Genomic DNA, 19,416 nt, shown 5'->3' on the forward strand with positions numbered 1-19,416 from the left:
CCTGTGCTCCCGTCCGTCCGGCCCGGCTCCTTCGCATCGGGCCGGACGGCGGGGCAGCGTTTAGGATGCGGATCGTGGATGAGCATCGGGCGGGTGAACCGGACGGTCTGGAGCGTCTCTGGGCGCCGCATCGGATGGATTACGTCACCGGTGAGAGCCGTCCGGCCGGCTGCGCGTTCTGCCTGGCACCCGGTCTGCCGGAGGCGTCCAGCCTGGTGGTGGCGCGCGGCGAGCTGGTCTTCGTGGTGCTCAACCTCTATCCGTACAACCCCGGGCACCTGATGGTCTGCCCGTACCGGCATGTCGCCGACTACACCGAGCTGACCGACGCCGAGACGGGGGAGCTGGCCGCGTACACCCGGACGGCGATCCGGGTGATCCGGTCGGTGAGCAGCCCGCACGGCATGAACATCGGGATGAACCAGGGCGCGATCGCCGGCGCCGGCATCGCCGAGCACCTGCACCAGCACATCGTGCCGCGGTGGGGCGGCGACGCGAACTTCATGTCGACGATCGGGCGGACCAAGGTGATGCCGCAGCTGCTCGGTGACACCCGTGAGCTGCTCCTGAAGGCGTGGCCCGCCGCCTAGACACGTCTCGTGGTCAGCGCCCGTGGTGATTTGAGGCGCTCAGCGCGGCGGTAGTCACCACGTTCCACGGCGGGTGTGGTGATTCGGGGCGCTCAGTGCGGCCGTAATCACCACACCCCACCGCGGGTGTGGTGACTTCGGGTGCCCAGCGCGCCTGAAGTCACCACGCGGACGGGCTTCGCACCCAGACCACGAGACGTGTCTGGCGCCCGCATACCGGCGGCCGGGTCCTCGCGCCGATGTACGAGGCGGCGAACGCCATCACTATCTGACCGCGGTGTGCTCCTTGCGGGCCACGTCGGCCAGGTTCGCCGGCATCGGCTCGTGACGCAGGTAGCGCCGGGTGAACGTGCCGGTCCCCGAGGTGATCGCACGCAACTCCACGACGTACCGGACCAGTTCGGTCGCCGGGACCTCGGCCCGCACCACGCTGGCCTCGCCCGCCCCGCCGGACTCGCTGCCCAGAGGATGCCCGCGCCGGCCGGAGAGGTCGCTCATGACCGCCCCGACGTAGGCCTCGGGGACGCGTACCTCGATCTCGTCGACCGGCTCCAGGAGGGTGACCCGGCCGTTCTCCGCCGCGGCCCGCAGCGCCAGCGCGCCGGCCGTCTGGAAGGCGGCGTCCGACGAGTCCACGCTGTGCGCCTTGCCGTCGTAGAGGGTGACCCGCACGTCGACCACCGGGCACCCGGCCGTCAGGCCCTTCTCCAGCTGGGTCCGCACCCCCTTCTCCACGGAGGGGATGTAGTTGTGCGGCACCGCGCCACCGACCACCTTGTCCACGAACTGGAAGCCCTCGCCCCGGCCGAGGGGTTCCACCTCGATGTCGCAGACGGCGAACTGCCCGTGGCCGCCGGACTGCTTGACGTGCCGCCCGTGGCCCTTGGCGCTCGCGCCGAACGTCTCCCGCAACGCCACCTTGACCGGCTCGGTGTCCAGGTCGACGCCGCCCGCGCGGAGCCGGTCGAGGACCACGTCGGCGTGGGACTCGCCCATCGTCCAGAGCACCAACTGGTGGGTCTCCGGATTGCGTTGCAGCCGCAGTGTCGGGTCGCCGGCCACCAGCCGGGCCAGGTTCTTGGCCAGGGCGTCCTCGTCGGAGCGGGTCTTGGCCACCACCGCGATCGGCAGCAGCGGCTCGGGCATCGACCACGGCTCCATCAGCAGCGGGTCGTCCTTGGCGGAGAGGGTGTCGCCGGTCTCCGCCGAACCCGACTTGGTGATCGCGCAGATGTCGCCGGCCAGGGCGTACCCGACCTCGCGCAGCTGGGCGCCGAGCGGGGCGTAGACGTGCGCCACCCGTTCGTCGGCGTCGTGGTCGGGGTGCCCGCGTTCGGCCATGCCGTGGCCGGAGACGTGCAGTGTCTGGTCCGGCCGCAGCGTGCCGGAGAAGACCCGGACCAGTGAGACCCGTCCGACGTGCCGGTCGATCGTGGTCCGCACCACCTCGGCCACCAGCGGGCCGTCCGGGTCGCAGGCGAGTGGCGGGCGTGGCGAGCCGTCCACTCCGGTGACCACCGGCGGTTCGTGTTCCAGCGGCGACGGCGCTCCGGCGACCAGCCCGTCGAGCAGCGCGTCCAGCCCGAGGCCCGTGTCCGCGCTGACCGGGATCACCGGGTGGAAGTTGCCCCGGGCGACCGCCTTCTCCAGGTCCGGTACCAGCGCTTCGGTGCTGATCAGCTCCCCGCCGATGTACCGGTCCATCAGGCTCTCGTCCTCGCTCTCGGCGATGATCGCCTCGATGAGGGTGTTGCGGTCGTCGGCGACCGGGTTCATGTGTTCCCGCTCCGCCTCGCCGGTCCGCGGGGGGTAGCCCTGCGAGTAGTCCAGCACCCGGAGGGTGACCAGCCCGAGCAGCCCGGCGAACGTCTGCCCGTCGTCGCCGAGCATCGGCTGGTAGATCGGCAGGACGTTCTCGCCGAACGCGTCCTGGCACTCCTGCAGCACCTGCTCGTAGTCCGCCCGCGGGTGGTCCAGGCGGGTGATCGCCACGGCCCGCGGCATGCCCACCGCCGCGCACTCCTCCCAGAGTGCCACGGTGGAGTCGTCCACCCCGTCGACCGCCGAGACGACGAACAGCGCGGCGTCCGCGGCCCGCAGGCCGGCTCGCAACTCCCCGACGAAGTCGGCGTAGCCCGGTGTGTCGAGCAGGTTGATCTTCACACCTTCGTGGACGAGCGGCGCGCAGGACAGCGCCACCGACCGCTGCTGCCGCACCGCCGCCGGGTCGTGGTCGGTCACCGTGGTGCCGTCGGCCACCGTGCCGGCTCGCGGAATCGTGGCCGTGGCGGCGAGCAGCGCCTCGACCAACGTCGTCTTCCCCGCGCCGGAATGGCCGACCAGCACCACGTTGCGAACTCTGCCGGGATCTGTCACCACCGGCGCGTTCGCGCCGGTAAGTCCTCTCTCCGAAGTTTTCTGCGCCATGCCGAGCGCTCCTGTCGTTTCCAGTTTGTTACACCGCTGTTCTCTGAATCCCACACCCGGGGATGTACCGGCGGCAAGGACCACCGGCACCAGAACTGTGCCGGATGGTGACGATCCGGCCAACCGGGGGGCGAGCCGTACCGCCGCTGGTCGCGCGCCGTTATGGTGAGACGGCCATGGCAAAGATCGTTCAAACCACCGCGCGGGCCTTCGCTGCGTACGGCATCGAGCCGGTCGCCCGTCTCCTTCTACGAATCGGCGTCACACCCAACGCGGTCACCGTCGCGGGCACCGTCGGAGTTCTCATCGGGGCGTATTTCGGAGCTCTGGGCCATCTTCTGGCGGGCACCGTGATCGTAACCGCCTGCGCTCTCACCGACGCCCTGGACGGCACAATGGCCCGGATGCGGGGAGGTTCCGGCAAATTCGGGGCACTCCTCGACTCCTCCATGGACCGGCTGGCCGACGGTGCCGTGTTCAGCGCCACCGTCTACTACCTCGCCACCGAGGGCAACCCGTACGGCGGCGTCGTCGCCGCCCTGATCAGCCTGGTCGCCGGCCAGGTCGTGTCGTACGTCAAGGCTCGCGCGCAGAGCCTCGGCCTGAACGCCGACGTGGGCATCGCCGAACGTCTGGAACGCCTGTTGATCGTCGGTGTCGGCGGTCTGCTCGGCGCGGCCGGCCTCACCTGGGGCCTGCCCGCGGCGCTGTGGATCCTCGCCGTCCTCTCCCTGGTCACTGTCCTGCAGCGGCTGATCAGTGCGGCCCGCTCCGATGTGAAGGCGCCTGCCGCGTGAAGGAACGTCTGACCGAGTTCGGTTTCATCGCCGGATGGCGCCTGGTCCGCGCCCTGCCCCTGCCCGCGGCCCAGGCCCTGTTCCGGGCCGGCGCCGACCGGGCGTTCCGGGGTGGCGGGCCGGGTGTGCAGCGGCTGCGCCGCAACCTGAGCCAGGTGGTCGGGTCGGACGCCCCGGACGACCTGGTCCGGGACGCGCTGCGTTCCTACGCCCGCTACTGGATGGAGGCGTTCCGCCTGCCGTCGAAGAACCGGCGGGACTTCCTCGACGGCTTCTTCATGGAGGCGGAGGGCTACCAGAAGCTCAAGAAGGCGGCCGAGGGCGGCACCGGGGCGATCCTGGCCCTGCCGCACGTGGCGAACTGGGACGCCGCCGGGGCGTGGGTCTGCGCACACGACTGGCCGCTGATCACCGTCGCCGAGCGGCTCAAGCCGGAGGCGGTGTACCGGCAGTTCCTGGCGTACCGGGAGAAGCTCGGCATGAAGGTCCTGCCGCTGACCGGCGGCGAGCGGCCCGCGCTCGACGTGCTCGGCGAACACCTCACCGAGGGCTGGGTGGTGGCGCTGCTCGCCGACCGTGATCTGTCCCGGTCCGGCGTCGAGGTGGAGTTCTTCGGCGGGCGGACCCGGATGCCGGCCGGCCCGGCGATCCTGGCCATCCGCACCGGCGCGCCGCTCTACGCCGTCGACTGCTGGTTCGAGGAGAACCGCGTCATGTCCCGGACCCGGGAGGTCGTTCCGCCCACCGACGGCCCGCTCGACGAACGGGTCAAGAAGACGACGCAGCTGCTCGCGGACGCCTACGCGGCGGGCATCGCCGAGCACCCGCAGGACTGGCACATGCTCCAGAAGCTCTGGCTCTAGGGGGCACGGTGCGTATCGGGATCGTGTCCCCGTACTCGTTCGACGTGCCCGGCGGGGTCCAGAACCACATCATGGACCTCGCCGAGGCGCTGATCGGTCTCGGGCACGAGGTCAGCGTGCTGGCACCGGCCGACGACGACGCCGAGCACCCGCCCTACGTCGTCCCGGCCGGGCGGGCGCTGCCGTTGCCCTACAACGGTTCGGTCGCCCGGATCGCCTTCGGCCCGGTCTCCACCGCCCGGGTACGCCGTTGGCTGCGCAAGGGCGAGTTCGACGTGCTGCACGTGCACGAGCCGCTCTCGCCGAGCCTGTCGTTCCTGGCGGTGGTCTCGGCGCGCGGGCCGGTGGTGGCCACCTTCCACACCGCGATGACCCGGTCGCGGGCGCTGTCGGCTGCGCAGACGTTCCTGCAACCGGTGATCGAGAAGATCACCGCGCGGATCGCGGTCAGCGAGCTGGCCCGCAAGGTGCAGGTGGAGCACCTCGGCGGCGGCGCGGTGGAGATCCCCAACGGGGTCGCGGTGGCCAAGTTCGCCTCGGCTGCGCCGTTGCCGGGATGGCCCGGCGAGGGTGGGACGCTGGGCTTCCTGGGCCGCTTCACCGAGCCGCGCAAGGGCTTCCCGCTGTTGCGTACGGCGTACGTGAGGCTGGCGAAGGAGCGGCCCGGGCTGCGGCTGCTCGTGGCCGGGCCGGGCGACCGCGACGAGCTCTACTCGGACATACCTCCCGAACTCCACGAAAGGGTGGAATTCCTGGGATTGGTGTCCGAGTCTGACAAGGCGCGGATGCTGCGCAGCGTCGACGTGTACGTGGCACCGAACACCGGCGGCGAGAGTTTCGGCATGATCCTCACCGAGGCGATGGCGGCCGGAGCGGCCATCGCGGCCAGCGACCTGGACGCGTTCCGCCGGGTCCTGGACGGCGGCCGGGCCGGGGCACTGTTCCCGAACGGGGACGTCACCGCCCTCACCGGCCTGCTCGGCGAGCTGCTGGATGATCCCGTACGCCGGGACGGTCTGTCATCGTGCGCCCGGATCGTAGTCGGCGCGTTCGACTGGCCCAGCGTGGCCACCCGGGTCCTCGAGGTGTACGCGACGGCGATCGAAGCCACCGACGGACGGGTTTTCGACGACGAGTGAACCTGACCACGGTGAGTCCACATGCCGGGCACTACGATGCCCGGCATGTGGTGGGTGGTGGGAGTCGTCGCGCTGACGGCGATCTTCTCGGCGTACCTGGGCTGGACGGCTCAACGGGTGGAGCGGGTGCACATGCGGGCGCAGTCCGCCGAACGTGCCCTCGACGCGCACCTGGTGCGCCGGGCCGCCGCGGCTGCGGTGGTCGCCGAGCAGAACGAGTCGGTCGAGCTCTACGCCGCGGCGCGGCTGGCGCTGGACGCCGAACCGGGTGACCGGGAGACCGCGGAGAACGACCTGACCCGCCAGCTGCAGGCGGTCACCCTCGACCCGTCCGACCCGGCAGCCCGGGCGCTGATCAACACCAGCCGCCGGGTGGTGCTGGCCCGGCAGGTGCACACCGACCAGGTCCGGGACGCGCAGACCGCCCGCGACCGGGTGCTGGTCCGGATGCTCCTGCTGAACCGGCGGTACCGCAAGCCGGAGTACTTCGACATCGTCGAGCCGGTGCTGCCCGACCTGCCGCCGCTGACCGTGCCCGCCCCGGCCTCCCCGTCCGACCCGCCCACCGTGGTGGCCTCCGGCGCCTGACGGGGTGTGTCGACTTGGGGCGCGTAGCGCGCCCGAAGTCGTCACGCTGTTGGGGGTGTGTTGATTCGGGGCGCGGAGCGCGCCTTGAATCAACACACCGGAAGGTGCGCGGGGTGGGTCACCAGCCCCGTTCGGCGAGGCGGTGCGGGACCGGCTCGGCCTCGACGTTGATGCCGACCATGGCCTCGCCCAGCCCGCGCGACACCTTGGCGAGCACGTCCGGGTCGTCGTGAAAGGTGGTCGCCTTGACGATCGCGGCGGCCCGCTGCGCCGGGTTGCCGGACTTGAAGATGCCGGAACCGACGAACACGCCCTCGGCGCCGAGCTGCATCATCATCGCCGCGTCGGCCGGGGTGGCGATCCCGCCCGCGGTGAACAGCACGACCGGCAGGCGGCCCGCCTCGGCGACCTCCTTGACCAGCTCGTACGGCGCCTGCAGCTCCTTGGCGGCGACGTAGAGTTCGTCCTCCGCGCACGTCTGCAGCCGGCGGATCTCGGCCCGGATCCGGCGCATGTGCGTGGTGGCGTTGGAGACGTCCCCGGTGCCGGCCTCACCCTTCGAGCGGATCATGGCAGCGCCCTCGGTGATCCGGCGCAGCGCCTCGCCCAGGTTCGTCGCCCCGCACACGAACGGGACGGTGAACTGCCACTTGTCGATGTGGTTCGCGTAGTCGGCCGGGGTCAGCACCTCGGACTCGTCGACGTAGTCCACCCCGAGTGCCTGCAGCACCCGGGCCTCGACGAAGTGGCCGATCCGGGCCTTCGCCATCACCGGGATGGACACCGCGGCGATGATCCCGTCGATCATGTCGGGGTCGGACATCCGGGAGACGCCGCCCTGGGCGCGGATGTCGGCCGGGACCCGCTCCAGCGCCATCACCGCGACGGCGCCGGCGTCCTCGGCGATCTTCGCCTGCTCCGGGGTGACCACGTCCATGATCACGCCGCCCTTGAGCATCTCGGCCATGCCGCGCTTGACGCGTGCGGTGCCTACGGCGGACTGGTTTTCGGACATGAGCAATCGGCTCCTTACGCAGGGTGATGGTCAACGGAATCCTACGAAGCCGTGACCCGCCCGCCGATAGCCAATCGACCTCCCGGTGGCCTGCTCGAACACCCCTGCCTAGAGTGGCGTCGTGAACATCGGAGTGCTCGCTCTGCAGGGCGACGTGCGCGAACACCTGGCGGCGCTGGCCGAGTCGGACGTGCTGGCCCGGCCGGTCCGGCGACCCGAGGAGCTCGACGACGTCGACGGCCTGGTGATCCCGGGCGGGGAGTCGACCACGATCAGCAAGCTGGCGGTCGCCTTCGGCCTGACCGGCCCGATCCGCGAGCGGATCGCCGGCGGGATGCCGGTCTACGGCTCCTGCGCCGGCATGATCATGCTGGCCGGGACGGTGCTGGACGGGCGTCCCGACCAGGAGTCGTTCCGGGGGATCGACATGACCGTGCGGCGCAACGCGTTCGGCCGGCAGGTCGATTCGTTCGAGGCGCCGGTGGCGATCGACGACATCGCGGGCGGTGATTTTCGCGCCGTCTTCATCCGCGCGCCGTGGGTCGAGGAGGTCGGCACGGACGTGCGGGTGCTGGGCCGCGTCGCCGACGGGGCCGCCGCCGGTAGGATTGTCGCCGTTCGGCAGGGGAACCTGCTCGCCACGGCTTTCCACCCGGAGCTCACCGGAGACCTCCGCGTCCACCGGTACTTCGTCGCGATGGTCCGCCAGGCCGCACCCGTTCGGTAGACACGGAGGTTACGCATGTCCGGCCACTCCAAGTGGGCGACGACCAAGCACAAGAAGGCCGTCATCGACGCCAAGCGCGGCAAGATGTTCGCGAAGCTGATCAAGAACATCGAGGTCGCGGCCCGGACCGGTGGCGGCGACCCCTCCGGCAACCCCACGCTCTACGACGCCATCCAGAAGGCGAAGAAGTCGTCGGTTCCGAACGACAACATCAACAACGCGGTCAAGCGGGGCTCCGGCCTCGAGGCCGGCGGCGCCGACTGGCAGACGATCATGTACGAGGGCTACGGCCCGAACGGCGTGGCGATCCTGATCGAGTGCCTCACCGACAACCGCAACCGGGCCGCCACCGAGGTCCGGACCCGGCTGACCCGCAACAACGGCACGTTCGCCGACGCGGGTTCGGTGTCCTACCTGTTCAACCGCAAGGGCGTGATCATCGTCCCGAAGGACGGCACGACCGAGGACGACGTCATGCTCGCCGTCCTGGACGCGGGTGCCGAGGACGTCAACGACCTGGGCGACTCGTTCGAGGTGGTCACCGCGCCGACCGACCTGGTCGCGGTGCGCACCGCGCTGCAGGGCGCCGGCATCGACTACGACTCGGCCGAGTCGTCGCTGGTGCCGACCATGACGGTCCCGCTCGACGAGGACCCGGCCCGCAAGGTGTTCAAGCTGATCGACGCGCTCGAGGACTGCGACGACGTGCAGAACATCTACGCCAACTTCGACATCTCCGACGAGGTCATGGCGGCCATCGAGGAGTGATCCCTCCTCGCGTTCCGGGCCGGTCCTGCGGGGCCGGCCCGGCGTGTTCTCAGGGGCCGTGGGTGCCGAGCCAGGTGAAGTACTGGAGCATCCCGACGATCAGCACGGTTCCGGTGACGGCCCGCAGCACGATCTGCCGCCACTGACTGCGGCGCCAGGCGTGCACCCAGGCTATTCCGGCATCCGCGACGGCGTCCCGCGGTGCTCCGGTCGTACCCCGAAGGATCTCGGCTTTGCGCAGTGCCAGGCTGCCGCCCTCGATGATCGGCGGGACCACCGGGGGTGGTGGGCGCAGGCCGAGGACCTCGACCGGATAGATCTGCTCGTCGCGCCACCGGCCGGCCCGGCCGACGAGCCGCCGGCGTAGATAGGCGCTCGTCGCGTCGGTCCGTGTGATGCGGCCCCACCAGCGCAGCCGCCGCCAGTGCGCGGCCAGATCGATCAGCACCTCGCTGTAGATCTCCGCCGCCACGGCGTCGCCGCCGACCAGCCGCGACGCCTCCCCGCGCAGGTCACGACGGTGCTCGGTGACGAAGGCGACGTAGTCCGGCGGCGGATCGTCGTCCATGGGCGCGATGAGGTACACGGCGGCCTCCCGGCCCATCGTCGAGGCGTGTCGGCGGCGGGCGCAAGTGACAGTCGTATTAGGGTGTCGAACACGCGTTCGCGAAGGGGAGGTCCGTGGTGCGGGTGCTCGGCATCGATCCGGGGCTGACGCGGTGCGGTGTCGGCGTCGTCGAGGGCATGCCGGGCCGGCCGGGCACGCTGATCGACTACCACGTGGTGCGCAGCGAGCCGGACGAGGACATCGCCCTGCGCCTGCTCAACCTGGACCTGCGCCTCACCGCGCTGGTCGCCGAGCACAAGCCGGACAGCGTGGCCGTCGAGCGGGTGTTCGCCCAGCACAACGCCCGGTCGGTGATGGGCACCGCGCAGGCCAGCGGCATCGCGATCCTGGCCGGCGCGCGGGCCGGACTGCCGGTGCAGACCTACACCCCGAGCGAGGTCAAGGCGGCCGTGACCGGGTCCGGCACGGCCGACAAGGCACAGGTCACCGCGATGGTGACCCGCCTGCTGCGGCTGGCCGCGCCACCCAGGCCGGCCGACGCGGCCGACGCCATCGCCATCGCCATCTGCCACATCTGGCGCGGGGGCACCCGTGCGAAGATCGAGGCCGCAGCCCGCAGGAGTCTCCGATGATCGCAAGTGTGCGCGGTGTGGTCACCGCGATCCTTCCGGACAGCGCCGTCGTCGAGGTCGGCGGTGTCGGCATGCGGGTGCTCTGCACGCCGAACACGCTGGCCGGCCTGCGCGTCGGTGCCGAGTCGAGGCTCTCCACCACGCTGATCGTGCGGGAGGACTCGCTGACCCTGTTCGGTTTCGCCGACGAGACCGAACGCCAGCTGTTCGACCTGCTGCTGACCGCCAACGGCGTCGGCCCGCGGATCGCCCAGGCGGTGCTCGCGGTGCATCAGCCGGAGACCGTGCGGCGCGCGATCGCCGGCGGCGACCTCGCGGTGCTCACCCAGGTGCCGGGCATCGGCAAGCGCGGCGCGGAGAAACTGATCGTCGAGCTCAAGGACAAGATCGGCCCGATGCCGATCGGCGAGAACGGTGCGGCCGGCGTGCTGAACGGCGCCTGGCAGGAGCAGGTCCGCCAGGGCGTGCTCGCGCTCGGCTGGTCCGCGACCCAGGCCGACCAGGCGGTCGCCGCGATCGGCGAGACCATCGACGGCGAGGTGCCGCCGGTGCCGGCGCTGCTGCGCCAGGCGATCCGGCTGCTGGGCAAGAACCGATGACCGAGGACCTCTCTCCCGAGGCCCGCGACGAGGAGCTGGACGCCGAGGCCAGCGTCCGGCCGCGCCGGCTGGCCGACTTCATCGCACAGCACCGGGTCCGCGACCAGCTGGAACTCCTGCTCAAGGCGTCGATGGGCCGGGGCACCCCACCCGACCACATCCTGCTGAGCGGCCCGCCCGGTCTGGGCAAGACCACCTTGGCCAACATCGTCGCCGCCGAGCTGGGCACCGGCATCCGGACCACCAGCGGCCCGGTGATCGAGCGGTCCGGTGACCTGGCGGCGATCCTGACCGGCCTCGCCCCCGGCGACGTGCTCTTCATCGACGAGATCCACCGGATCGCGAAACCGGCCGAGGAACTCCTCTACAGCGCGATGGAGGACTTCCGGGTCGACGTGGTGGTCGGCAAGGGCCCGGGCGCCACCGCGATCCCGCTCGACGTGGAACCGTTCACCCTGGTCGGCGCGACCACCCGGGCGGGCCTGCTGTCCGGCCCGATGCGTGACCGGTTCGGATTCGTCGCGCACCTGGACTTCTACTCACCGGCCGACCTGGACGCTCTGCTCCACCGCTCGGCGAAGATCCTCGGCGTGCCGATCACCCCGGAGGGCGCGGCCGAGATCGCCGGCCGGTCCCGGGGCACGCCCCGGATCGCCAACCGGCTGCTGCGCCGGGTCCGGGACTTCGCCGAGGTCCGGGCGGACGGTGTGGTGACCGAAGACGTCGCCCGCGCCGCGCTGCAGGTCTACGATGTGGACGCGCTGGGGCTGGACCGGTTGGACCGGGCGGTGCTGCGGGCGCTGATCGACTCGTTCAAGGGCGGTCCGGTGGGGCTGTCCACGCTCGCCGTCGCGGTGGGGGAGCAGTCCGACACGGTGGAAGAGGTGTGCGAGCCGTTCCTGGTCCGGGCGGGGCTGTTGGCGCGTACGCCGCGGGGCCGGGTGGCGACCGAGGCAGGATGGGCACATCTGGGCAGAACGCCCCCGGCAGACGGCCGTTCCGGGGTCTTCCAGGGCGACCTGTTCGCTCGTGACGCTTGATAATCGCTCGTGATCTGAACGTGACGTGTGCCGCATTCGTTATCTCCAGGTTGACCTATTAGACTCGCCGCGGTTCAACCGCAAATCTGTATATCGCCCCGGCGCCCGCCCACGCCCGCGCCCGTGGCTTACGGAAGGCTTTCTTCGTGTTCCACGCAGCTGAGCAACAAGCAAGCGGCGGCAATTTCTCGTTTCTGCTGATCATCGTCCTGCTCTTCGGGTTCATGTACTTCGTGATGATCCGTCCGCAGCAGAAGCGCCGCCGTGAGGCGGTCGAGATGCAGAACTCGCTCGGCCCGGGCGACGAGATCCGCACCATCGGTGGCCTGCACGGCACCGTCGTCGCCATCGAAGATCAGGACGTGGTGCTGGAGATCGCCCCCGACGTGCAGGTCCGCTTCGCGCGCCCGGCCATCGCGACCGTGCACCGCAAGGCTGACGCGATCGTCGAGGAGCCCGAGGTCGTCGAGCCGGAGGTCGAGGAGCCCGAGGTCGTCGCGGCGGACGTGAAGGAGCCGGAGAACCCGGTCACCGAGACCGGCAAGAAGGACTGACCCGCATAGCTCCACCCCGGACCGGCCCGCGGCCTCCCGCCGGCGGGTCGGTCTGTCAGGCCGCTGTTCGGACGTCGACGGCGGTCACCGATAGACATCGCCGCGTCACCCCGCGGCCGAAACACAGGGAGACCTAACGCCGTGGCACGACCACCACAGGGACAGATGCATCCTGGACGGCAACTCGCCGTGCTCGGTCTGGTCTTCGTCGTCCTCTATCTGGCCGTCTTCTTCGCGGGCGGCGCGTCCGGGAGCTTCACCGACCGTCTGAAGCCGAAGCTCGGCCTCGACCTGGTCGGTGGCACCCAGGCGACCTACATCGCCTCCCAGGCGGGCGCCCCGCCCACGCAGGAGGCGATGAAGACCGCACAGGAGATCATCGAGAGCCGCGTCAACGCTCTCGGCGTCTCCGAGGCCGAGGTCGTGATCCAGGGCAACAACACCATCGTCGTCTCGCTCGCCGGTGAGGCCGAGGACCAGCTCAAGGACCTCTCGCAGGCGGCGAACATGCGGTTCCGCCTGCTCACCGGTGTGACCGGCGACGTCTCCGCGTCGGCGCTCAACCCGGCCTCGCCCACGCCGAGCGCGTCGGCGAGCGGCAGTGCCGCCCCGTCGGCCGAACCGTCGGCGGCGGCCAGCGGTGCGGCGCCCGAGGTCGGCGCCAGCCCGTCCACCGGTGGCCAGGGCGGTGGAGCGCCGGCGCCGAGCGGCAGCCCGAGCCCCGCTCCGTCCACCTCGGCCTCCGCGCCGGCCGCCGCGCCCGCGCCGCAGACCGGGGACATGGCCGCGAACCTCGCGGCCGCGAAGGAGAAGGTCGGCGCCGAGACCTGGGCCCTCGCCGAGAAGCTGTCCGCGCCGGTCGACCTGAGCACCGACCCCGAGGCGGGCCTGCCGTTCAAGGCGTTCTCGACGCTCAGCGGGCCCGAGGTGGCCGCGCTGTCGCCGCAGATGCAGTTCAACGTGCCGACGATCAGCTGTGCCCAGCTCAACGCCCGGCCGAACGGCTCGATCGACGACATCAGCTCCGAGGTGGTGGCCTGCTACCAGGGCGCCGCGAAGGTGACGCTGGACAAGGCCGAGGTCATCGGCGACGACATCAAGGAAGCCAGCCCGCAGCTGGACACCACGCAGAACCAGTGGGTCGTCTCCCTCGACTTCAAGAGCGAGGGCCAGACCAAGTGGGCCGAGCTGACCCGCAAGGCGTTCAACGCGACCACCACCGACGCCTGCTACACCGCGGTGACCTCGCTCTACGGCACCGCCGAGCACTGCGCCGTGGCCGTGGTGCTGGACAAGGAGATCCTCTCCGCACCGCAGATCCAGGGTGTGCTGACCGGCTCCTCGCAGATCACCGGTGACTTCAACGCGGTCTCCGCCAAGAAGCTCGCCGACCAGCTCAACTTCGGCGCGATCCCGGTCAACTTCGAGGCCGGCCCGGCGCAGACCGTCTCCGCGACCCTCGGTTACGAGCAGCTCGAGGCGGGCCTGCTGGCCGCCGCGATCGGCCTCGGCCTGGTGGCGGTCTACGCGTTCTTCTACTACCGCCTGCTCGGCTCGGTCATCTTCCTCAGCCTCGGCCTCTCCGCGCTGCTCACCTTCGGCGCGCTGGTCTTCCTGGGCCGGACGATGGGCTTCACCGTGACGCTCGCCGGCATCGCCGGTTTCATCGTGTCACTGGGTGTCGCGGCCGACTCGTTCGTCATCTACTTCGAACGACTCAAGGACGAGATCCACGAGGGCCGGTCGCCGCGCAGTGCGGTGCCGCGTGCCTGGAACCGGGCCCGTCGCACGATCATCTCGGCGAACACGATCACGATCCTCTGTGCCGCGGTGCTCTACATCGTCTCGATCGGCGCCGTGCAGGGCTTCGCCTTCGCCATGGGTCTCTCCGTCGTCCTCGACCTGCTCGTGGTGTTCCTCTTCCGGCACCCGATCATGACGATGTTCGCGAACACCAAGGCGTTCATGTCGCCGCGGGTCAGTGGCCTCGGCCGCGTCCTGCGGACGGCCCAGACCGAGGAGACCCCCTCCTCGCGCGTGAAGGAGGCCTGAGATGGCCCGTCCGGGTCTCGCCACCCGCCTGTACCAGGGCGAGGCGAACATCAACATCGTCGGGCGCCGTAAGACGTGGTTCCTCGTCGCGGCTCTGCTCGTCGTCTTCTCCATCGGCACCATCGCGATCCGCGGCTTCCACCTCGGCATCGAGTTCTCCGGCGGCACCTCGTTCACGCTCCCGGCCGCGGCCGCGGGCAAGACGCTGACCCAGGACGACGCCGAAGACGTCGTCACCCGGGCGATCCACGCCGTCCAGCCGGACGCCACGGTCCTCGCGGCCCAGCAGATCGGCACCGGCGACAGCTCCAGCTTCACGGTGCGGGCCTCGGCCCTGTCGGCCCCCGAGGTCGAGAAGGCCAAGACCGCGATCGTCGGCGAGCTCGGCCTCACCGCCGACCAGGTCAGCGACAACCAGGTCTCGTCGGCCTGGGGCGGGGCGGTCACCGAGAAGGCCATCCTCGGTCTGGTGATCTTCCTGATCCTGGTGGTCGCCTACCTCATCGTCCGGTTCGAGTGGCGGATGGCGGTCGGTGCGCTGGCCTCCCTGCTGCTCGACCTCACCCTCACCGCCGGCATCTACTCGGCGGTCGGCTTCGAGGTCACCCCGTCGACGGTGATCGGCTTCCTGACGATCCTCGGCTACGCGCTGTACGACGTGGTCGTGGTCTTCGACAAGGTGCAGGAGAACACCCGCGGCATCACGGCGGGCTCCGGGCGCACCTACGCCGAGGCGACCAACCTCGCGGTCAACCAGACCCTGATGCGGTCGCTGAACACCGGCCTGGTGGCGCTGCTGCCGGTCGGCGGTCTGCTCTTCATCGGCGCCGGCCTGCTCGGCGCCGGCACGCTGAAGGACCTCGGCCTGGTGCTCTTCGTCGGTATGGGCCTCGGCGTCATCTCCTCGATCGTGTTCGCGGCCCCGGTGCTCAGCGCGCTGAAGGACCAGGAGCCGAAGATCAAGGCGCACAACGCCCGGGTGCTGGCCAAGCGGGCGTCCCGCTCCGACGACGTGGCGCCGCGCGCCGAGCGGACCCGCTCGGCCGACGCGACCGACTCCGACGAGCCGGCGTTCGTCGGCGGCACCACCCCGCGTCCGGGCGCCCGCCCGGCCGTCAAGCGCAACACCACCAACCGTGGTGGCGGCGCCGGCAACCGTCCCAGCGGGGGCGGCAAGCGCCGCTGAGAGTGACTGTCGGTACGGCCCGCCACCTTCGAGTGGCGGGCCGTTCGTCTTTCACTACGCTGTTCGCCGTGACTACCGAGATTCAGGTGACCGGGGACAGCGGGCCGGAGCTGGCCGCGCTGGTGGCCTCCGGCACCGTCGACGTGCCGGACTTCCCCAAGCCGGGCGTCCTCTTCAAGGACCTGATGCCGCTGTTCGGGGACGGGCCGACCTTCCGCAAGGTGGTGGACGGCATCGTCGCGCACCACGGCGCCGGATCCTTCGACGTGGTGGCCGGTGTGGAGGCGCGCGGCTTCCTGATCGCGGCCGCCATCGGCTACGCCACCGGTGCCGGCGTGGTGCCGGTCCGCAAGGCCGGCAAGCTGCCGCGACCGGCCTTCTCCGCCTCGTACGCGCTGGAATACGGCGAGGCCACCCTGGAGGTGCACGAGGACGCTTTCGTGGCCGGACAGCGCGTTCTGGTCGTCGACGACGTTCTGGCGACCGGCGGCACCGCGGCGGCGACGATGGACCTCGTGGAGCAGGCCGGCGGAACCGTCAGCGGCTTCACGGTGTTGATGGAGCTGGGCTTCCTCAACGGGCGGGAACGGCTCAGCCCGCGCGGTGTGCACGCGCTGCTGACCGTTTGATCCGTCTTCGATGTTCTTCGCCCGGTCGGGCCTGCTTATTCGTAGGTTCGGCCGGGCCACTCCGTAGGGCGGTGCGGGTAGGATGGACGTTCCAAGGTGACTAACCCTGGCTCTGGCAACGGGCCGTCCCCGGCTGGGGATCCTGGCGACGGGGCACGCGGCGATGGTGTGAGGAGACCGGTGTCCAGCGACGTCGCCCCTCCGGCGGAGGGCACGGTGCAACCGACCGAGAACGCGCGGACCGGTGATCAGGCCCGCCCCGATGACGAGAGCACTCAGCCTCTGTCACCTTCCGACGACTCGGGCAGCGGCTTCGGTCTGGCCAGCGCGCCGACCGGGCGCCGGGTCCGGGCCCGTCTGGCCCGGTTCAACGCGCCGTGGCAGAGCACCCAGGTCAGCGAGGTCCTCGAGCCCCTGATCGCCACGCACCGCGCCAGCCACCCCAAGGCGGACGCCCGCGCGCTGCAGAAGGCGTTCGACGTGGCCGCCCGCTGGCACTCGGGGCAATACCGCAAGTCCGGCGACCCGTACATCACGCATCCGCTCGCCGTGGCGACGATCCTGGCCAACCTGGGCATGGACACCACGACGCTGGTGGCGGCGCTGCTGCACGACACGATCGAGGACACCGACTACTCCCTGGAGAGCATGCGCGCCGACTTCGGTCCCGAGGTGGCGCTGCTCGTCGACGGCGTGACGAAACTCGACCGGGTGAAACTCGGCGACGCCGCCAAGGCCGAGACGATCCGCAAGATGGTCGTCGCGATGGCCAAGGACCCACGGGTGCTCGTCATCAAGCTCGCCGACCGGCTGCACAACATGCGCACCCTGACCTTCCTGCCCCGCGCCAAGCAGGAGCAGAAGGCCAAGGAGACGCTGGAGATCCTGGCGCCGCTGGCCCACCGCCTCGGCATGAACACGATCAAGTGGGAGCTCGAGGACCTCGCCTTCGGCACGCTGTTCCCGAAGCGGTTCGAGGAGATCAACCGCCTGATCGGGGAGCACCAGCCGCAGCGTGAGGCGCTGTTGCGCCAGGTGACCAACCGGGTCAGCCTCGACCTCAAGTCCGCGAAGATCAAGGCGGAGACCACCGGCCGCCCCAAGCACCTCTACTCGATCTACCAGAAGATGATCGTGCGGGGCCGCGACTTCAACGACATCTACGACCTGGTCGGCGTGCGCATCCTGGTCGACACGGTCCGCGACTGCTACGCCGCGCTGGGCGTCATCCACGCGAACTGGCAGCCCGTGCCGGGCCGGTTCAAGGACTACATCGCGATGCCGAAATTCAACATGTACCAGTCGTTGCACACGACGGTCATCGGCCCGACCGGCAAGCCGGTCGAGATGCAGATCCGCACCTTCGCGATGCACCGCACCGCCGAGTTCGGCATCGCCGCGCACTGGAAGTACAAGGAGCAGAAGGGCGCGACGATCGTCGGCCCGCCGGCGCACATCGACGAGATGACCTGGCTGCGGCAGCTGCTCGACTGGCAGCGCGAGGCGAGCGACCCGTCCGAGTTCCTGGACGCGCTGCGCTTCGACCTGTCCAGCCAGGAGGTGTACGTCTTCACCCCCAAGGGCGACGTCATTCCCCTGCCGACGGGGTCCACGCCCGTCGACTTCGCCTACGCGGTGCACACCGAGGTCGGCCACAAGTGCATCGGCGCCCGGGTCAACGGCAAACTGGTCCCGCTGGAGTCGACCCTCTCCAACGGCGACGTGATCGAGATCTTCACGTCGAAATCGGCCACCGCCGGCCCGACCCAGGACTGGCTCGGCTTCGTCAAGAGCCCCCGCGCCCGCACCAAGATCCGGCAGTACTTCAACAAGGAACGCCGCGAAGAAGCGATCGAGGTCGGCAAGGAGGCGATCGTCAAGGCGATGCGCAAACAGGGCCTGCCCCTGCAGCGCATGCTGACCAGCGAGAACCTCAACACCATCGCGCGCGACCTGCACCTGCCCGACGTGGCCTCGCTCTACGCCGCGGTCGGTGAGAGCACCGTCTCCGCCCAGTCCGTGGTGCAGAAACTCGTCGCCGGGTTCGGCGGCGAGGAGGGCGCGGTCGAGGACATCGCCGAGACGGCCGTCGCGACCCGCCCGCCCCGCAACCGCGGCTCCGCGCAGGACCCGGGCGTCGTCGTCAAGGGCGTCTCCGACGTCTGGGTCAAACTGGCCCGCTGCTGCACCCCGGTGCCCGGCGACGCCGTGTTCGGCTTCGTCACCCGTTCCGGCGGTGTCAGCGTCCACCGCGAAGACTGCGCCAACGCCGAAGACCTGCGCGACCAGGCCGAACGCGTCGTCGAAGTCAGCTGGAAACCGACGTCCGCGTCGACGTTCCTGGTCGCCATCCAGGTGGAAGCCCTCGACCGTCACAAACTGCTGGCGGACGTGACGAGGGTGCTCTCCGAAGAACGCGTCAACATCCTGTCCGCCACGGTCACCACGACCCGCGACCGGGTGGCGGTGAGCCGCTTCACCTTCGAAATGGCCGACCCCAAACACCTCGGGCATCTGGTCGCGGCGGTGCGCAAGGTGGACGGCGTGTTCGACGCGTACCGGGTGACGTCCGGGGCCTGACCTGTCGCGGAAAGCGCGCATCTCGGTCGAGGTGCGTGCTTTCCGCACGCTCTTTCCGTTGTACGGGGTAAGCGGCCGTTTCGGTACCTTCCCGGGGTGGGCCGGCTGACCTCCTCCTGGTGGCACTACGCGGCTCCTGTTGGTGGGCGGCGGCGTGCCTTGCGTCGGCGCTCGTCAACGCTCGTCGGCGCTCGTCAACGCTCGTCAACGCTCGTCGGCGCTCGTCGGCGTGAATAGGGTCGCCGCCTTCGCTCCCCGCTTCGGCTGATTGTTCGTGGTGCGACGGCCCACCCCAGTCGCCGATCGTGGTGCTCTTGCCACCGGGGACGGTGGTCGGCGCACCGACAATGCCGCTTGGTTTAAGTTGATCAAAGCCGTGACCAGTAACTATGCGGTCCCCTTCGCCGTGGCAAGTCGTCGGCCGGTGACAGCGGTGACAGCGGTGACAGCGGCGACAGCGGTGGTGGTGACAGCGGTGGCGGTGGTGGTGGTGACAGCGGTGGCGGTGGTGGTGGTGACAGCGGTGGCGGTGGTGGTGGCGACAGCGGTGGCGGTGGTGGTGGCGACTTCCTGCCCTACTTCCAGCAATCCCCCAGCGGTCGCATTAGCGCAGCTCAGCCGTTTGTCGCAGCGCGTGGTCACGTCCAAGGTCAACTTTTGCT

Annotated in this window: 19 protein-coding genes; 15 read left to right on the forward strand and 4 right to left on the reverse strand. The window is 70.3% G+C overall.

Annotation, left to right across the window (positions count from 1 at the left end; translation table 11 throughout):
• The first annotated feature begins 134 nt into the window (after positions 1-134).
• A complete protein-coding gene (locus QSK32_RS32500) occupies positions 135-590 on the forward strand; it encodes an HIT family protein (protein ID WP_245674213.1) in 456 nt (151 codons plus the stop codon).
• Between the two features lie 264 nt (positions 591-854).
• On the opposite strand, the gene QSK32_RS32505 is transcribed toward QSK32_RS32500, so the two are convergent.
• A complete protein-coding gene (locus tag QSK32_RS32505; protein WP_045746197.1) occupies positions 855-3,017 on the reverse strand; it encodes an elongation factor G-like protein EF-G2 in 2,163 nt (720 codons plus the stop codon).
• Between the two features lie 176 nt (positions 3,018-3,193).
• Here QSK32_RS32505 and pgsA point away from each other — a divergent pair, with 176 nt between their 5' ends.
• The 4 genes from pgsA to QSK32_RS32525 are packed head-to-tail and all read left to right on the forward strand — an operon-like array spanning position 3,194 to position 6,404.
• Positions 3,194-3,814 carry a phosphatidylinositol phosphate synthase gene (gene pgsA, locus QSK32_RS32510; RefSeq protein ID WP_285474004.1) on the forward strand — a complete coding sequence of 207 codons (621 nt, stop codon included), beginning with the start codon at positions 3,194-3,196 and terminating at the stop codon, positions 3,812-3,814.
• On the forward strand, positions 3,811-4,677 hold the full coding sequence (locus tag QSK32_RS32515; RefSeq protein WP_045746199.1) for a phosphatidylinositol mannoside acyltransferase: 867 nt from the start codon (positions 3,811-3,813) through the stop codon (positions 4,675-4,677). The genes pgsA and QSK32_RS32515 overlap by 4 nt, the downstream gene beginning before the upstream one ends.
• An 8-nt stretch (positions 4,678-4,685) precedes the next feature.
• Positions 4,686-5,816, forward strand: a complete 1,131-nt coding sequence (locus QSK32_RS32520; protein ID WP_045746200.1) for a glycosyltransferase family 4 protein — start codon at positions 4,686-4,688, stop codon at positions 5,814-5,816.
• 36 nt (positions 5,817-5,852) lie between these two features.
• Entirely contained in the window at positions 5,853-6,404 is a 552-nt protein-coding gene (locus tag QSK32_RS32525) for a hypothetical protein (RefSeq protein WP_045746201.1), read from the forward strand.
• 118 nt (positions 6,405-6,522) lie between these two features.
• Here the strand turns inward: QSK32_RS32525 and pdxS are convergent, their stop codons facing one another.
• The gene (gene pdxS, locus QSK32_RS32530; protein WP_285474005.1) at positions 6,523-7,419 is read right to left on the reverse strand and encodes a pyridoxal 5'-phosphate synthase lyase subunit PdxS; all 897 of its coding nucleotides are present in this window, start codon (positions 7,417-7,419) and stop codon (positions 6,523-6,525) included.
• A gap of 121 nt (positions 7,420-7,540) precedes the next feature.
• On the opposite strand from pdxS, the gene pdxT reads away from it, so the two are divergent.
• A complete protein-coding gene (gene pdxT, locus QSK32_RS32535; RefSeq protein WP_045746203.1) occupies positions 7,541-8,146 on the forward strand; it encodes a pyridoxal 5'-phosphate synthase glutaminase subunit PdxT in 606 nt (201 codons plus the stop codon).
• 15 nt (positions 8,147-8,161) lie between these two features.
• A complete protein-coding gene (locus QSK32_RS32540; RefSeq protein WP_045746204.1) occupies positions 8,162-8,914 on the forward strand; it encodes a YebC/PmpR family DNA-binding transcriptional regulator in 753 nt (250 codons plus the stop codon).
• A gap of 49 nt (positions 8,915-8,963) precedes the next feature.
• Here QSK32_RS32540 and QSK32_RS32545 read toward each other — a convergent pair whose 3' ends face one another.
• Complete coding sequence (locus tag QSK32_RS32545) at positions 8,964-9,482, reverse strand: SigE family RNA polymerase sigma factor (RefSeq protein ID WP_285474006.1); 519 nt, start codon at positions 9,480-9,482, stop codon at positions 8,964-8,966.
• Between the two features lie 116 nt (positions 9,483-9,598).
• Between QSK32_RS32545 and ruvC the strand changes: the two genes are divergently transcribed.
• The 8 genes from ruvC to QSK32_RS32585 all read left to right on the forward strand — a co-directional run bounded on the left by ruvC (position 9,599) and on the right by QSK32_RS32585 (position 18,754).
• Positions 9,599-10,114 (forward strand): crossover junction endodeoxyribonuclease RuvC, encoded by a 516-nt coding sequence (gene ruvC, locus QSK32_RS32550; protein ID WP_045746206.1) that lies wholly within the window; start codon positions 9,599-9,601, stop codon positions 10,112-10,114.
• Positions 10,111-10,713: a Holliday junction branch migration protein RuvA gene (gene ruvA, locus QSK32_RS32555; protein WP_045746207.1), complete on the forward strand. Its 603-nt coding sequence runs from the start codon at positions 10,111-10,113 to the stop codon at positions 10,711-10,713. The genes ruvC and ruvA overlap by 4 nt, the downstream gene beginning before the upstream one ends.
• Positions 10,710-11,753 carry a Holliday junction branch migration DNA helicase RuvB gene (gene ruvB / locus QSK32_RS32560; RefSeq protein WP_045746208.1) on the forward strand — a complete coding sequence of 348 codons (1,044 nt, stop codon included), beginning with the start codon at positions 10,710-10,712 and terminating at the stop codon, positions 11,751-11,753. The genes ruvA and ruvB overlap by 4 nt, the downstream gene beginning before the upstream one ends.
• 146 nt (positions 11,754-11,899) lie before the next feature.
• Positions 11,900-12,307, forward strand: a complete 408-nt coding sequence (gene yajC / locus QSK32_RS32565; RefSeq protein WP_045746209.1) for a preprotein translocase subunit YajC — start codon at positions 11,900-11,902, stop codon at positions 12,305-12,307.
• A 165-nt stretch (positions 12,308-12,472) separates the two neighbouring features.
• Complete coding sequence (gene secD / locus QSK32_RS32570; protein WP_045746210.1) at positions 12,473-14,359, forward strand: protein translocase subunit SecD; 1,887 nt, start codon at positions 12,473-12,475, stop codon at positions 14,357-14,359.
• A 1-nt stretch (position 14,360) separates the two neighbouring features.
• Positions 14,361-15,545 carry a protein translocase subunit SecF gene (gene secF / locus QSK32_RS32575; RefSeq protein ID WP_045746211.1) on the forward strand — a complete coding sequence of 395 codons (1,185 nt, stop codon included), beginning with the start codon at positions 14,361-14,363 and terminating at the stop codon, positions 15,543-15,545.
• Positions 15,546-15,613: 68 nt separating this feature from the next.
• Entirely contained in the window at positions 15,614-16,174 is a 561-nt protein-coding gene (locus QSK32_RS32580; protein WP_045746212.1) for an adenine phosphoribosyltransferase, read from the forward strand.
• Between the two features lie 180 nt (positions 16,175-16,354).
• Complete coding sequence (locus tag QSK32_RS32585) at positions 16,355-18,754, forward strand: RelA/SpoT family protein (RefSeq protein ID WP_045746213.1); 2,400 nt, start codon at positions 16,355-16,357, stop codon at positions 18,752-18,754.
• Between the two features lie 387 nt (positions 18,755-19,141).
• Here the strand turns inward: QSK32_RS32585 and QSK32_RS32590 are convergent, their stop codons facing one another.
• The gene (locus QSK32_RS32590) at positions 19,142-19,342 is read right to left on the reverse strand and encodes a hypothetical protein (protein WP_285474007.1); all 201 of its coding nucleotides are present in this window, start codon (positions 19,340-19,342) and stop codon (positions 19,142-19,144) included.
• Positions 19,343-19,416 lie beyond the last annotated feature (74 nt).

This window comes from Actinoplanes sp. NBRC 101535, from assembly GCF_030269225.1.
In the GTDB taxonomy this organism is placed as follows: domain Bacteria; phylum Actinomycetota; class Actinomycetes; order Mycobacteriales; family Micromonosporaceae; genus Actinoplanes; species Actinoplanes rectilineatus.